This is a genomic window from Caballeronia arationis, assembly GCF_001544975.2.
Taxonomy (GTDB): Bacteria; Pseudomonadota; Gammaproteobacteria; order Burkholderiales; family Burkholderiaceae; genus Caballeronia; species Caballeronia arationis.
Genome location: NZ_FCOG02000055.1, coordinates 1 through 14296, shown reverse-complemented (window position 1 = coordinate 14296; position 14296 = coordinate 1). Strand labels below are relative to the sequence as shown.

Here is a 14296-nt window from a genome sequence, read left to right as displayed (position 1 = left end):
CTTCAGTCACCGGAAGCGAAGTGCTCGACCAGAAACAGGCACCTCACGGTTCGCTCTCATTGTTCGAACGACACAGTGAAGCGAAGCAGGTGATTCGACATGCAAGCAACCCTCTCATTTCAAGGATGATCATCATGAACCGCAAAGTACTGATTACCGGCGCAACAGGCGACACGGGCCGCGCCGCCGTCAAGGAATCGATCGAAGCCGGACTGGATGTACGCGCCCTCGTGCGCCGCATCGACGACCGGTCGGCTGCACTCGAAAAGCTCGGCGCCGAAGTCGTGGTGGGCGATCTGCAGAACCTCGACGAGATCCGCTCGGCCATGGAAGGCGTCGATGCGGCCTATCTCGTCTACCCGGTCGCGCCCGGCCTGATCACGGCCACCGCCTACTTCGCACAGGCCGCAAGGGAAGCGGGTGTCTCCAGCATCATCAACCTCTCGCAACGCTCGGCGAGCCGCACGTCGAACAGCCCCTCTTCCAAGGACCACTACGTCGCCGAGCAACTGCTCAGTGCGTCCGGTCTGAACGTCATTCATCTGCGCCCGACGTACTTTCTCGAGTGGCTCTTCTATCCGTGGCAACTGCCGCTCTTTCTCGAAAAGGGAATCCTGCGCCTGCCGGTCGGCCGCGGCCGCCATGCCGCGATCGGCGCGGAAGATCAGGGTCGTGTCATCGCCGCCTTGCTGAAGGATCCGAGCGGACACATCGGACAAACCTATCCGCTCTTCGGACCGGTCGAAATGGATCACGAGCAGATGGCGGCGGAACTTGGCGAGGCGCTCGGCCGCAAGATCGTCTTCGAAGACATCTCGATCGACGAATACCGCCGTTCGATGGAATCGGTCGGTGTGCCCGCCTATATCGTCGAACACCTCGTCGCGGCGATGGACGACTACCAGCGCGGCGTGATGTCAGGCATGAACGACAACGTCGAAAAGCTCACGGGAAAGAAGCCGATGAGCGTGAAGGAGTTCGCCCGCGCTCATGCCGACCGTCTGAACCCGCAGGCCGCCTGAACGTTGAAGCATCGCTGATCAAACCCTCGCATCACTCTTCTACTGGAAAAATCATGAAAGTCATGGCCGTTGGATCGCTGGTTCCGCTCACTCCGGAACAGCTCAATCACTACATGCCCACCGAAGTCCCCGCCACGTTGCAGTTGTATCTCGACGGCAAGATGGAGCAGTTCTGGATGCGGGAAAACGGTGTCGGCGTGATCTTCCTGATGAGCGTCGATTCCGTCGACGAAGCCGATCGCCTGCTCAAGGCGCTGCCGCTCGGCGTCGACAATCTGCTGACCTTCGACCTCTATCCGATCGTTCCGCTCGCGCCGCTTGGCACGTTGATCGTGCACTGAGAAGACTTGTCGTTGGCTTGGATCGATGATCCGCGATTGCGTGAACGAGGGGTCGTCGATGGCCGTGGGAGCCGGTCGGGATCGCAATCGATCGCGACTGGCTTCACGGGGTACGCCTTCTCGTGCTATCGGCAGTCGGTGTCGTCAACTTGAACAGACACCGGCGTCCGCATGTCAAACGGTGATCTCCGCCCGATTGCTGAATTTCCCTCACATGCTCTTGAACCGTGACGGACCTAGTCAGACCGACGCTTACGAGTTACTTTCTATCGCTGGCACGTGCATCGATGCGAGCGTTATACGGCAAGATCGGCCCACTGAGATAGCACCAGCGCGATTTCCGGCCATCGCACCATCGACCGGTTTAGCATATTTCGCGACATCGGCGCATCACTCGAAAAGGACTCGATTCAATGGATGAACCAGGCGAGATCATGATCACCCGGCGCAACCTTCTGAAGATGGGCGCTGCGTCCGCAACCGCAATCGCTGCCCCACCGTTCGCATCTGCGCAGGAGGCCAAATCCGACGCGTCAAGCGCTGCCTCGCGTCCCCCTGTCACGATTCCGCTGTCGATCGAAGTCAACGGCGAGGTCGAACACCTTGAAGTCGACACACGCACCACACTCCTGGATGCGCTTCGCGAGCACCTTCATTTGACGGGCACGAAGAAAGGCTGCGACCACGGCCAATGCGGTGCATGCACAGTGCATGTCAACGGTCGGCGGACCAATTCCTGCCTGACACTCGCGGTCATGCAACAAGGCGCGAGCGTGACCACGATCGAAGGTCTGGGCACGCGCGCAAGCCTTCACCCGATGCAGGCCGCGTTCGTGAAGCACGACGGCTACCAATGCGGCTACTGCACGCCGGGACAGATCTGCTCGGCCGTCGCGGTGCTGGACGAAATCCGCCAGGGCATCCCGAGCCATGTGAGCGCCGACCTGACCGCGCGCCCGCAAGCGACGGCCGCAGAGGTCCGCGAGCGCATGAGCGGCAACATCTGCCGCTGCGGGGCGTATTCGAACATTGCCGTCGCCATCGCCGAAGTGGCCGGGAGCAAGGCATGAACGCCTTTTCCTACGATCGCGCACGGTCCCCCGCCGAAGCCGCCGCGGCCGCGTTGAATACGCCCGGCGCCAAGTTCATCGCGGGCGGCACGAACCTGCTCGACCTGATGAAGCTCGGCATCGAAACGCCCATGCATCTGATCGACGTGAATGGCCTCGGTCTCGACAAAATCGAAGCGACGTCCGAAGGCGGATTGCGGATCGGCGCGCTCGTGCGCAATACCGATCTCGCCGCCGATCCGCGCGTGCGGCGCGACTACAGCGTTTTGTCGCGTGCGCTGCTCGCCGGCGCGTCGGGCCAGTTGCGCAACATGGCGACTACCGGCGGCAACCTGCTCCACCGCACGCGCTGCCCCTACTTCTACGATACGAACCAGCCGTGCAACAAGCGCTCGCCCGGAAGCGGCTGCTCGGCCATCGGCGGATTCAGCCGCCAGCACGCGGTGATCGGCGTGAGCACCGCCTGCATCGCGACCCATCCGAGCGACATGGCCGTCGCGATGCGCGTGCTCGACGCAACCGTATCGACCGTGCGGCCGGACGGCTCCGCGCGCACGATTCCGATCGCGAACTTCCACCGCCTGCCCGGCGACACGCCGCATATCGAAACGACGCTCGAACGCGGCGAACTGATCACCTCGGTCACGCTGCCGAAGCCGGTCGGCGGCGTGCAGCTCTACCGCAAGGTGCGCGACCGGGCGTCGTACGCATTCGCGCTGGTGTCGGTTGCCGCCGTCGTGCAACCGGACGGAACGGGGCGCGTGGCACTCGGTGGCGTGGCTCACAAGCCGTGGCGCGTCGAGGCCGCCGAAACCGAGATGTCGCGTGGCGCAAAAGCCGTCACCGATCGCCTGCTCGCCGGCGCGTCGCCGACTCACGAGAACGAATTCAAGCTGACGCTGGCCGAACGCACGCTCGGCGCGGTGCTCGCACAGGCAAAGGGATAATCCATGAAATTCGATACCCCCGCCGCTACCAATCCAATCGACCAGCTGAAGGTGGTGGGCCAGCCGCTCGATCGCGTCGAAGGTCCGCGCAAGACGACCGGCACCGCGCCCTATGCTTACGAATGGCACAACGCCGTGCCGAATCAGGCGTATGGGTACGTTGTCGGCTCGTCCATCGCCAAGGGCCGCATCTTCTCGATTGGCGTCGCCGAGGCGAAACGCGCGCCCGGCGTGATCGCCATCGTCACGGCCGACACCGTCGGCAAGCTCGGCAAGGGCAAGTGGAACAACGCGCGCCTGCTCGGCGGCCCGGAGATCCAGCACTATCACCAGGCGGTCGCGCTCGTCGTGGCGGAGACTTTCGAGCAGGCACGCGCCGCCGCGCAACTCGTGCGCGTGCGCTACGTCCGCGAACAAGGTGCGTTCGATCTCGCGGATGCGCGCGACTCCGCGACCAAGCCGAAGACGGGCACCCCCGAATCGGCGGTCGGCGATTTCGCGGGCGCGTTCGCGGCGGCGCCCGTGCAGCTCGACGCGATGTACACCACGCCCGATCAGGCGCACGCGATGATGGAGCCGCATGCATCGATGGCGGTCTGGAACGGCGACCAGCTCACGCTCTGGACGTCGAACCAGATGATCGACTGGAGTCGCGCCGACATCGCGACGACGCTCGGCATTCCCAAGGAGAACGTGCGGCTGATCTCGCCGTATATCGGAGGCGGCTTCGGCGGGAAGCTGTTCATCCGCGCCGACGCGCTGCTCGCCGCGCTCGGCGCGCGCGCGGCGCGCCGTCCGGTCAAAGTGGCGCTGACGCGCCCGATGATGTTCAACAACACGCCGCACCGGCCCGCGACGATCCAGCGCATCCGCATCGGCGCGACGCGTGACGGCAAGATCACCGCGATCGGCCATGAAAGCTGGTCGGGCGACATCGAGGGCGGCAAACCGGAGAACGCCGTCCAGCCGACGCGCTATCTCTATGCGGGCGCCAACCGCATGACAGCGTTGCGGCTCGCCGTGCTCGACCTGCCCGAAGGCAATGCGATGCGCGCGCCCGGCGAAGCGCCGGGACTGATGGCGCTCGAGATCGCGATGGACGAGATGGCGGAGAAGCTCGGCCTCGATCCGGTCGCGTTTCGCATCATCAACGACACGCAGGTCGATCCCGAGAAGCCGCAGCGGCCGTTCTCCGAGCGGCGTCTCGTCGAGTGCCTGCGCACGGGCGCCGAGCGCTTCGGGTGGAAATCGCGCGGTGCGCGGCCGGGTGCGGTGCGCGACGGTCAGTGGCTCGTCGGCATGGGCGTCGCGGCGGCGTTCCGGAACAATCAGGTGACGAAGTCCGGCGCGCGCGTGCGGGTCGACTCCGCGGGCATCGTCACGGTCGAAACCGACATGACCGATATCGGCACGGGCAGCTACACGATCATCGCGCAGACGGCTGCGGAGATGATGGGCGTGCCGATCGAACGCGTGGTCGTGCGGCTGGGCGATTCGAATTTTCCGGTGTCATCGGGATCGGGCGGCCAATGGGGCGCCAACAGTTCGACCGCTGGCGTGTACGCCGCATGCGTCAAGTTGCGCGAGGCCATCGCGCTGAAAGCGGGCTTCGATCCTGCCGCCGCGCGATTCGAGGACGGGCAGATCCGCGTCGGCGAGAGCGGCATGCCGATTGGCGCGGTGGCGGGCGCGAACGGCATCGTCGAGGAAGACTTCATCGAGTTCGGCGATCTCAACAAGAAGTTTCAGCAATCGACGTTCGGTGCGCATTTCGTCGAAGTCGGCGTCGATGCCGCGACCTGCGAGATCCGCGTGCGTCGCATGCTCGCGGTTTGTGCCGCTGGCCGCATCCTCAATCCGAAATCGGCACGCAGCCAGGTGATCGGCGCGATGACGATGGGCGTCGGCGCGGCGTTGATGGAAGAACTCGCGGTCGACCGACGCGCGGGTTACTTCGTCAACCACGATCTGGCGGGTTATGAGGTGCCGGTTCACGCCGATATCGCCAGTCAGGAAGTCATCTTCCTCGACGAAACCGATCCGGTTTCGTCGCCGATGAAGGCTAAGGGTGTCGGCGAACTCGGGCTTTGCGGCGTAGGCGCGGCGATCGCCAATGCCGTCTACAACGCAACGGGCGTGCGGGTGCGCGATTATCCAGTCACGCTCGACAAGCTCATAGCGAAGATGCCACTGTCGGTCTGATTGCAGCGCCGCCCGCGCGGGACGATCGCGCCAAAGGTCGTGTAAAGCGCGACGCGAGATCAAGTCGCGTTGCTACCCGAGTGTCTCACAACAGAAAGATCTGCATATGGGAGCCGAGCGTGATGAGACCTGTGAAGCATTTAATGGTTGTCGCGGCGGTGTGCCTGATGGTGGCATGCCTGGTGTCCGCCTGTTCGGGAACCGGTGCGAACAGAGAGCCCGCTCGTGCGGCGTCCTTCCAGACCATAACGTGCCCCCAACCGAACATCGTCGGCTTTCCCGAACTCGACTTCCCGTCAGGCGTTCAGTGTGGCTACCTCACCGTGCCCGAGAATCGGGCCAAGCCCGACGGCCGCCGGATCCGAATCTTCGTGATGCGCGCACCCGCCGTCTCGGCGACGCCCAAGCATGACCCAATCGTCTACCTCTCTGGCGGCCCCGGCGGGGCGGGCTCGTTCGAGGTGGCGTCCATGGTCCGACATGGACTCAATGCCGAGCGCGACGTCATCTTCGTTGACCAGCGCGGCACGCACCGCGCAGCCCCCCTCTTACGATGTCCCGGCTGGGAGCAGTTTTTGTTCGACGGGGTGGGCCTTCCCTTCGCGGCGGAATCCAGTACCGCCGCAGACGCCGCGGCGGTCAAGGAGTGCCGCGACCAGTTGGCCGCCGCCGGCGTCGACCTTACTGCCTACAACAGCACGGAGAATGCCGCCGACATCGCCGACCTCCGGGTGGCACTTGGCATCGACAGCTGGAACGTCTACGGGGTCTCCTACGGATCGAGGCTGGCGTTGATCCTGCTGCGAGATCACCCACAGGGCATCCGAAGCGTGGTCCTTGATTCGGTGTCGCCTCCTACGGTCAACATCGTCGAGACGTGGTGGTCGGCTCCGGCGAGCTCGTTCAAGGCAATCTTCGCCGCCTGTGCGGCCCAGGCCTCCTGCGCCAAGGCATACCCGAACCTGGAAGCGGACTTCACGGCCACGGTGAACCGCCTCGACAAGACGCCGGTGGTCACTCACGTGAAGGACAAGTCCGGCGCATTGGTGACAGTCAACATCGACGGGTTCTCCTTCGTCTATACGATCATCATGGCGAGCGAACGCGGCAATGCATCCGGCGTCCCCAAGATGATGGCCGAGATGGCGCGAGGCGACGCCCGCGCGGTCGCGGCCACATATCTCGCCTTACGAGGCCCGCATGAATTCGTAGGACTGGGCGGCGTCGGTCTGGCCCTCGACGTGTTCTGCGCGGAGAGCGCCAATCTCACCACCGAGGCGGCCACGTTGGCGAAGGCAAAGGCAGCGCTCCCCGGGTTCCCGGACCGGGTGCTGAAGGTGCAGCCCAAACAGGGGCGCCTCTTCACCGAGTGCCCGGTCTGGAACGACGGCAAGGCGGACCCGGCGGTGAGCAGCCGAATCGTGAGCGACGTGCCGGTGCTGATCCTCGAAGGGACTTTCGATGCCGCGACGGCGCCTGAGTGGGTGGACGTCATTACCCCCAACCTCAGGAACGCCCAACTCGTGCCGTTCCCCTTCACGGGCCACGCGGTCCTCGGTAAGTCCACGTGCGCGCCCTCGATCATGGCCGCCTTCCTCGACAACCCGACGAAGCCGGTCGACCCGACCTGCGCCAAACAAATCAGGCTGACCTTCACGACCAGTTGATGCGCTGCATCTCCACACTCGAATACGCCTTCCGCGCGAGTCGCGCAGAAATCCGGATGCAGCAAGCGAATTGCGTTTGCCCTGCATCCGGCGATAGCAGGCAAGCTACGGCCCGTTCAACCGCCGTAGAGCGCGAAGTTCACGATCTGGCCGTCGACGCCCATGAACATCCAGGCGGTCTCGTTCTGGCCCGGGAGGGTGATCTGATAAGTCCCGTGCTGCACGAACTGCGGCGGGTTTTGTCCTGAGAGCGAGAGCGACTTTGTCTCCCAGTCGCCGGACTGCGCGGTCCAGTCGATGTCCTGGCCGCGCACGCGGACCTGCGTAACGAATTGTCCCATGATGTTGCCCCTGAAAATTCAATTGACGTTGACGAGTCCGAGGTCGTTGCTCAGAGTCGTGCCGGAGATGCTGTAGTGCGCAGTCTTGCCGCAACCCTTCTGGTAAGTGAAAGCCTGCTGCGCCTCGTGGTCATTGCCCCAGACCACGATGGCCTTGAGCTTGACCTTCGAGCCATCCGGCACGTTGAGCGCGCCGAGATCGACCGTGCGCTCCTGACCGAGCGGGATGTCGTTGTTGTCGGGGTAGGTCTTGCCCTCGCCGCCGGTGGCCGGCGCGGCAATTACATGTAACTTGGCGACGAACCCCCCGCCGTTCTTCAGACTGATCTTCTCGATGTTCATGGTCGTGTCCTCTGCTGTCTCGCCGCACACCGACGATCGGGAGCGGCCTGAAATTCGTTTCAGATGTCCACCTCCTCGCCTCCTGGCTTGACCGATTGGGGTTGGGATTGCGACTCGCCTGGTTGCACTGGGGCCGGCTGTGGCGCGACCACCGGCGGCACGACTGGCTGGACGGGCTGGACCGATGGCGGCGTCCCGGGCTGTACCTCGCGTGGCGCGGGGCTGGCATCGAAGCTGATCTCTTCGCCACCCCGCTGGGTGCGAACGAACTCCTTCAGCATCTGGGCGCGATACGTCGCCCAATCTATCGGCGTGGATAGCGCGGCAGCGAGCTCGTTCGACTTGAGCAGGACGGGGATGATGGTTTCCTTGAGGTCCGAGGGCAGGAGCGACAGGAGCGGCACGACGTCCGCGAAGGCGATCACGTTCCACCAACCGGCGTGGCTCAACGTCGCGGCCCAGCCATAAGGATCGAGCGCGAGCGCGGGGTTGCCGCCCGCCGCGGTCACCTCGATCGCTTGATTGGCGGATTCGTAGATCTTGGTCGCGGACTCTTCTGTCTTGAATCCGCCGCGCGCGCTCACCGTCACCGCCTTGTAGCTGCCCTGCACGTCGGTGGTGAATTCGCGCACGTGCCGGTTCTTGTCGGTACTGGCTTCGACGTCGCGGTCCTGTCGATAGATCAGCTTGCCGCCGAAGATCGTCCGAAGGGGCACGTGGGTGCCGTAGCTGTCGAGGATGCGCGCAAGTCCGCTGACAGCATCCGCGCTCGCCGCCTTGTTCCTGATCAGTGCGGCGAGAGCGCTGGCATCGTCGAAAAACGCCTTGGAAAGGACGATGCTGCGCGGATCGACGACCACCTCCCCGCGCGCGACGAGGTATTCGACCCGCAAGTGCAATTCGCTGCGCGTCGTTTCCTTCGACTGGGTCACTTCATCCTTGTAATCCGACTTGACGGAAAGGCTCGCCACCTTGCCCTCCACCCCGACGCCTCCACCGACATTCCACGAGAGCGAAGACGCGATGGCGTCGAGTGTGCGCACCTGGGTGGCCGAGGCCGAAAACCGCGTCGAGGTGATCGGGCGGACCACTGCGACGAAGTCTTCCACCCAGTCGGAGTCGAACGCCGGGCGCAGCGCACGCTCGAGCTCATAGCTGCCGTCGGGCGCGAGTACGAAACGCAGCCCGTGCAGGTGACGCATGGCGGCAAGCAACGACGCCTGCTCGGCGACGTCCATGCGATCGAACACGTCCTGTGGCGCGCCGGGCGGGATATTCGGGCGCCCGAGAAAAGGTGCGAGCAGGTCCTGGGTATCGCGCAGACTCGGCGTGGTGCCGGACGCGGCGGCTGCCGCGGAGGCGGCGGTGCTCGACCCACCTGAGGACGACGCGGCCGGGGTCGTCGTGGCGTTGCGCTTGCGCGGGCTCTCGAAGCGAAAGCGCAGGAAACCGAGCTTGTCGTCGGCCTTGCCGAGCTTGACGCCCACGGTTTCGAAAGGCTCCATGTCGAGCGGCACGGCCTTCTGGGCGCTATCGAGGAAAGGCAGATCGGCGGGCGCGTCTTCCTTCAGAAAGGCGCGCAGATCCTTGAGGGTCTTGTCCTCGCCGCCGCCTGACCAGTCGATCGCCTTCGGCTTGCCGCCGTCCTTGAGCAGAAGGAGCTTGTAGACCTTCGGCGTGGCCGCGGGCACGGATTCGCGTTTGACTGCGAGTTCCTCGAAGCGGCGCAGATAGACGCTGTCCTCGTCGGCGGTAGCGACCGGCTTGCTTTCAACGACGAAGACGTCGGTGTCCGCGATCAGCTTCGCGTTGTTCTTGCGAAATTGGCCGAGCGTCTCGTCGGGCCGCACGAAGACCTGATGCTTGGTGCCGGCCTTGTCGGTGAAGGCGATGGTGCGCCGGATCGGCACGATCGCCACGACCATGCTGTCGGCGATCACCGTCTTGCCTTCCTCCGTAGCAGCGACCACCTTGAGGGTGACCGCGTTGGCGCCGCTGCGGAACTGGTCCTCGGCGTCCATCTCACCCGTGTTGACGAAGACCTTCCGCAGTTCGGCAAGCGTCGCGCCGTCGGGCGCGGCGTCGGCGCGCGACTTGCCGTCGCGCGCCTGGAGCGTATAGCTGATCATTTTGAGCGCCTCCTCCGCTATGCGGGCTTGATCTTGCTGCGCGCGAGTTCGAGCGCTTCCGGCGAGTCCACGACGATCACCGAGATATCGACCGTCACCTCACCGCCGGTTTCGGCAGCCACGATCGGCACCGCCGGTCGTGCGGCAATCGGGGCGCCGTGGGCGAGATAACCCTTGCGCGCGGCCGTCTCGGCCAGCACCGCTTGCAACACGGCAGGCTGCACGGGCGTTGGAGCCGGTGCGGGCGCCGGCGCGGCGGTGGGCTTGGACACAAGCGGTTTCGAGAAATCGGTCGGCACATCGAAGAGCGCGTCGGTGTCGACGAGCTCACGTTCCGACACGCGTCCGGCAATGCCTTCCGAAACGAACTGGATATTGACGTCGAAGATGCCTTCCGTGCTCTTCAATTCACGCAGATGCCTGATCAACTTTTCGATGCCATCCTGCCGGACGTTATCGATGCGCTTGCCAGGCGCATAGGCAGCCATCAGCGCCGCGAGCTCCTCATAGTCCTGGCGCGAACAGAAGGGACCGAGATCGGTCCAGCGCAAGCCGGCCGCATCGACTTTGATGAGCGGGACGACCCTGAGCGTGATGACATGGCGGTCGTCGGGGTCGATGTCGGGGCCGTCGAGATTGACCATGTCCCGTGCCACTGCACACAGCGCGCGGTTGCTGTCGCGCCAGTGGTCGAGGAGCACCGAGCCTTGACTATCGAGTGCGTTCGGGTCGAAGTTGTCCGCGCTCTGCACGATCATGGCCTGCGTGGGCGCTCCGGGCCGTTCGCGACCACGAACCTCGAGCCGTGCCTGAAAGCCTCGTCGGCCTGAGCCGGAGACTGAAAAAGCCAAAGGCTGATCGCGCACGACGAAGAGCATCGCTCCCGCACCGGTGGAATTCTCGACAAAGAATCCACCGGCCCCACCCGCTGCGTTCCGAACGTTGATGACGGTACGACTGCGAGTAATGTTTCCAGAGACGCTTCCGGTGATTGGCATGATGCATCCCTCCGAGCGCCGTCATTTCTCGACGCAGATTATCGTAAGCAATCCATATCATAGAATCAGAAAACCAAGCAATCCGACATCATCTTGAAAACGAACGCGATCTTGTCCTGCGGCGTCATACGTGATTCCAGGCGCCTGAGCACGATCCAATAGCCGCCACTGCGAAAAGAGAGTGGGTAATTGAAAGTCCATCCGGGTTCTCGTGCAATCGGTTTCGATTGCTTAAACCCGGTTCGTCCAGCCGGTCCAGATCTTTCTATGAATATGCAGACGCAGGCTCGTTATCGAGGTTCTTGAGTACCGCCGCTCGGTGGACGAAGCGCGAGGTGGCGTATTTAAATTAGGATTTTTCAGACGTTATAGGTATGCCACTCTTCGCGTATTGACTAGCGCGCGAAGACGTGAGTCGGCGGGGTCGACTGCATGCCGAGCCTGCGCAAAACGTGCTCAGGATGTTCATCGTGCGCAATCCGGCGGTTAAGGGAAAAAAGAGGCGATCGATCAAAGCAAGACGCCCTATCATGTTTGAGAGGGGCGTTCCTTCGGAGGTCGTATGGACACGGAGACATTCCAGCGCGCTGCGAACCTCGCACCGGCGCTTGCCGAGCGCTGGATCTTGCCGATCACAGAGGCCGCCCATGAATTCGACATCAACACGCCTGCGCGCCTTGCCGCGTGGATCGCGCAGATGGGACATGAGAGCGGGGGATTCAGGCTGCTGAGCGAGAGCTTCAACTATGCGCCAGATGCACTGAAAATCTTCTCGCGCATCCCTGCAAGCGCGCGTGCGCAACTCGGACGACAGCCGGGCGAGAAGGCGGTCTCCATCGCAAGGCAACAGCAGATTGCGAATCTGGCTTACGGCGGGCGGTTCGGCAACGGCGACGCCGCGAGCGGAGACGGCTGGCGCTATCGGGGGCGTGGGCTGAAGCAGGTTACGTTCAAAGACAACTACCGGGACGCCGGCCGCGCACTCAGCGTTGACCTTTTGAACCATCCAGATCAGCTCGCGACGGACGATCGACTCGCAGCGCGCAGCGCCGGTTGGTTCTGGAAGTCACGCGGCTGCAATGAGGCCGCTGACCGACGCGACTTTGACGCCTGCACACGGGCGATCAATCCTGCCATGGACGGTAAGTCGGGACGCGACTCGCGCTACAGGGTATGCTGCGACGTCCTGCTTGTTTAGACAGGAAGCTCGATGGCAGGTACTTGCTATAGGACTTGTGTAAAAGGCAAGAGCATGACCTCTGCGCCTGTTGCGCGCGAACGGGTGACACGGCTCGATGCGGGGCATATTGCCGTTGCCGTTCCGATCGCTCGGACCGCGAATCTCGCAACGACAAAGCCATCACTGGCCTAAACCGACCCGCCGACTCCTTCATTAGCCACCCGGCGAACAACTGTTCCTCTTCGACTTCATTTCGAGGCGGCAGGATATACACACCTGGGAAGCTGGAGGGTGGCGCATTAAACTCCGGACTTTTCAGACGCGTCGGGTATGCCGCTCTTCGCGCATTGACCGGCGATCCACGATGTGAGTTGACGGGTCGAGTGCATGCCGAGTTTGTGCAGAACGTGCTCGCGATGTTTATCGACGGTACGTGAACTGATCTCCAAAGCACGCGCGATCTCTTTGCTGGATAGTCCACGGCAAAGGCAAGCCACCACGCGAGTTTCGGCAGGCGTCAAAAGGTCATCTGGCAGAGACACCGCGAGCGCGTTATCAAGAGTAGCCCAAAGATGCTGACAAGCGATTGAAGATGTTGCTGACGCCGACTTCTTTTGTTTTATTCGAGCGCCATGGCGACGCACGGTGTCGACGCTGATTCCGAGTTGAGCGGCGATGGCCTTATTGCTAATGCCCCGGGTGACCAGTTCAAGTATCTCCCTTTGTCGCGGCGTCAGAGCGCTGCTCGACCCGGTGCGTTTGGCCTTCAACGAGTTCGTTGCCGCTGGTTTGGTCGAATGCGTTCAAAACATGAATGAACTGCCTCGATGCTTAGGCACTAGGGATACTTCGCCCCCCCGAGTATATGTCAACGCCGATTTAAATCGGAGCGTCTGGTCGCCGGCAAACGCGGTGGCTCACTGTGTGAACGGAAGGTTCCTCGTCAACACGATGGAACCGCGTTCATTACGATTGGCAACGACATTGAAGAACAGGTTTGCCTCCTCGGGTCCGAAGGGCAAATAGCGAATTTCGTCGATGATGAGCAGCCTCGATCCCATGACCGCGCGATTGAAGAACCACGCAGACGGTTCTGTTGGCGTGCCGTCGCTCGACTGCCGAGGAGATTTCCTTCACGCTCGGCCTTGCCGATCGAAGCGAAGATTTCGGCGAGAGTGCCGAAAAGGAGCTTATTGCCAGCGCGCAGGGCCTCAACGCGCAGAGCGACGCATAGATGTGGTTTTCCTGTTCCCAGCGAAAACGGATCCTAACGTCCAACGCCTCGTGGCATTTGGCGAGGGCAATGTTGAGGTGGCCGCGAGTGTCTTGGCAGCAATCGGAAACCTCAGGCGCTTTTCCCGTTCCGAGAGAAACTGGTCAGCTATCTCTGACCCAACTCCTCAATCCACCGGTCCGATGGATTGCGTTGACGAACGCCATTTCGCTTTCGCCGGAACAATTGCGAGCTTGATAACGAGCGGGTTGGACCGGCGAAGGTTGCGTCTCTGGCACGGAATGAAGCCGATGCCAGGCGTGTATGGCAGGTCTGTGAAGTGTTGACTGGAGCGGCATGCCGATAGCACTCTCGACGACGAACGGTCATGCCGGTCTTGCGACCTTTAATCGAGAAGAAAGCACTATCGACGTGACTAGTCTGTGACGACAAAATCGAGCGGCTCGCTTTTGTCGGGGCAGCTGATCTGCCTGAGCCGGACAGGCCTTGGAGAAAATCGTCAGAGCAACTTTGAGGCCGCCTTAGCCCGTCGCTCCTCTTCCTCTTTGAGCGAGTGCATTGCGCTTATAGCCATGGTTTGATTCGGTAGCGAGCCAAGATTGCTATCCAATAGCTCGCGACTTGCTACAGCGTTGTTCAGAGCGCCAAATCGCTTCTGGAGTCGCTTTAACTTCTTTACGCCTTTTCGTTGCTTCTTGTCGAGCAAGGGCTCAAAAAACTCAAGCAGATAACGAACTTTCTTTCCAGGGCGGTTTCAAACTGAAGTGCAACAGAGGTTTTAGTGTTTAGCGTCTGGAGGTTGGCTCGCTGAGGCAAGTGTTGC

General features: G+C 62.6%; 12 protein-coding genes and 2 pseudogenes. 7 read left to right on the top strand and 7 right to left on the bottom strand.

The features are described 5' to 3' along the window. The first annotated feature begins 134 nt into the window (after positions 1 to 134). From AWB81_RS26020 to AWB81_RS25995, 6 genes are all read left to right on the top strand, one after another. Positions 135 to 1022, top strand: a complete 888-nt coding sequence (locus tag AWB81_RS26020; RefSeq protein ID WP_062639439.1) for an NmrA family NAD(P)-binding protein — start codon at positions 135 to 137, stop codon at positions 1020 to 1022. A gap of 53 nt (positions 1023 to 1075) precedes the next feature. Then, positions 1076 to 1363 carry a hypothetical protein gene (locus tag AWB81_RS26015; protein ID WP_062639416.1) on the top strand — a complete coding sequence of 96 codons (288 nt, stop codon included), beginning with the start codon at positions 1076 to 1078 and terminating at the stop codon, positions 1361 to 1363. 413 nt (positions 1364 to 1776) lie between these two features. Further along, the gene (gene paoA / locus AWB81_RS26010) at positions 1777 to 2433 is read left to right on the top strand and encodes an aldehyde dehydrogenase iron-sulfur subunit PaoA (protein WP_062639415.1); all 657 of its coding nucleotides are present in this window, start codon (positions 1777 to 1779) and stop codon (positions 2431 to 2433) included. Continuing rightward, positions 2430 to 3380 carry an FAD binding domain-containing protein gene (locus AWB81_RS26005; RefSeq protein WP_062639414.1) on the top strand — a complete coding sequence of 317 codons (951 nt, stop codon included), beginning with the start codon at positions 2430 to 2432 and terminating at the stop codon, positions 3378 to 3380. Before paoA ends, AWB81_RS26005 begins: the two co-directional genes overlap by 4 nt. A 3-nt stretch (positions 3381 to 3383) precedes the next feature. Further along, on the top strand, positions 3384 to 5582 hold the full coding sequence (paoC, locus tag AWB81_RS26000; RefSeq protein WP_062639413.1) for an aldehyde oxidoreductase molybdenum-binding subunit PaoC: 2199 nt from the start codon (positions 3384 to 3386) through the stop codon (positions 5580 to 5582). Positions 5583 to 5704: 122 nt separating this feature from the next. Further along, complete coding sequence (locus AWB81_RS25995) at positions 5705 to 7249, top strand: alpha/beta fold hydrolase (protein ID WP_087135202.1); 1545 nt, start codon at positions 5705 to 5707, stop codon at positions 7247 to 7249. A gap of 116 nt (positions 7250 to 7365) precedes the next feature. Here the strand turns inward: AWB81_RS25995 and AWB81_RS25990 are convergent, their stop codons facing one another. Genes AWB81_RS25990 through AWB81_RS25975 form a run of 4 tightly spaced genes read right to left on the bottom strand, consistent with a single transcriptional unit; the run spans position 7366 to position 10819 of the window. Beyond that, positions 7366 to 7590, bottom strand: coding sequence for a hypothetical protein (locus AWB81_RS25990; RefSeq protein ID WP_062639411.1), 225 nt, complete (start codon positions 7588 to 7590; stop codon positions 7366 to 7368). A gap of 18 nt (positions 7591 to 7608) precedes the next feature. After that, a complete protein-coding gene (locus AWB81_RS25985; protein WP_062639410.1) occupies positions 7609 to 7932 on the bottom strand; it encodes a hypothetical protein in 324 nt (107 codons plus the stop codon). A gap of 59 nt (positions 7933 to 7991) precedes the next feature. Continuing rightward, positions 7992 to 10061 (bottom strand): MAC/perforin domain-containing protein, encoded by a 2070-nt coding sequence (locus AWB81_RS25980; RefSeq protein ID WP_062639409.1) that lies wholly within the window; start codon positions 10059 to 10061, stop codon positions 7992 to 7994. 17 nt (positions 10062 to 10078) lie between these two features. Next, positions 10079 to 10819, bottom strand: coding sequence for a hypothetical protein (locus AWB81_RS25975; protein WP_143753749.1), 741 nt, complete (start codon positions 10817 to 10819; stop codon positions 10079 to 10081). 802 nt (positions 10820 to 11621) lie between these two features. Between AWB81_RS25975 and AWB81_RS25970 the strand changes: the two genes are divergently transcribed. Continuing rightward, complete coding sequence (locus tag AWB81_RS25970) at positions 11622 to 12257, top strand: glycoside hydrolase family 19 protein (RefSeq protein ID WP_062639407.1); 636 nt, start codon at positions 11622 to 11624, stop codon at positions 12255 to 12257. A gap of 281 nt (positions 12258 to 12538) precedes the next feature. On the opposite strand, the gene AWB81_RS25965 is transcribed toward AWB81_RS25970, so the two are convergent. The 3 genes and pseudogenes from AWB81_RS25965 to AWB81_RS25955 all read right to left on the bottom strand — a co-directional run. Then, the gene (locus AWB81_RS25965) at positions 12539 to 13009 is read right to left on the bottom strand and encodes a response regulator transcription factor (RefSeq protein ID WP_087135201.1); all 471 of its coding nucleotides are present in this window, start codon (positions 13007 to 13009) and stop codon (positions 12539 to 12541) included. 150 nt (positions 13010 to 13159) lie between these two features. Further along, a pseudogene (locus AWB81_RS48830) lies at positions 13160 to 13491 on the bottom strand (ATP-binding protein); the annotation flags it as partial. Positions 13492 to 13972: 481 nt separating this feature from the next. Beyond that, positions 13973 to 14203, bottom strand: a pseudogene (locus tag AWB81_RS25955) (CHAD domain-containing protein); the annotation flags it as partial. Between the last annotated feature and the right edge of the window lie 93 nt (positions 14204 to 14296).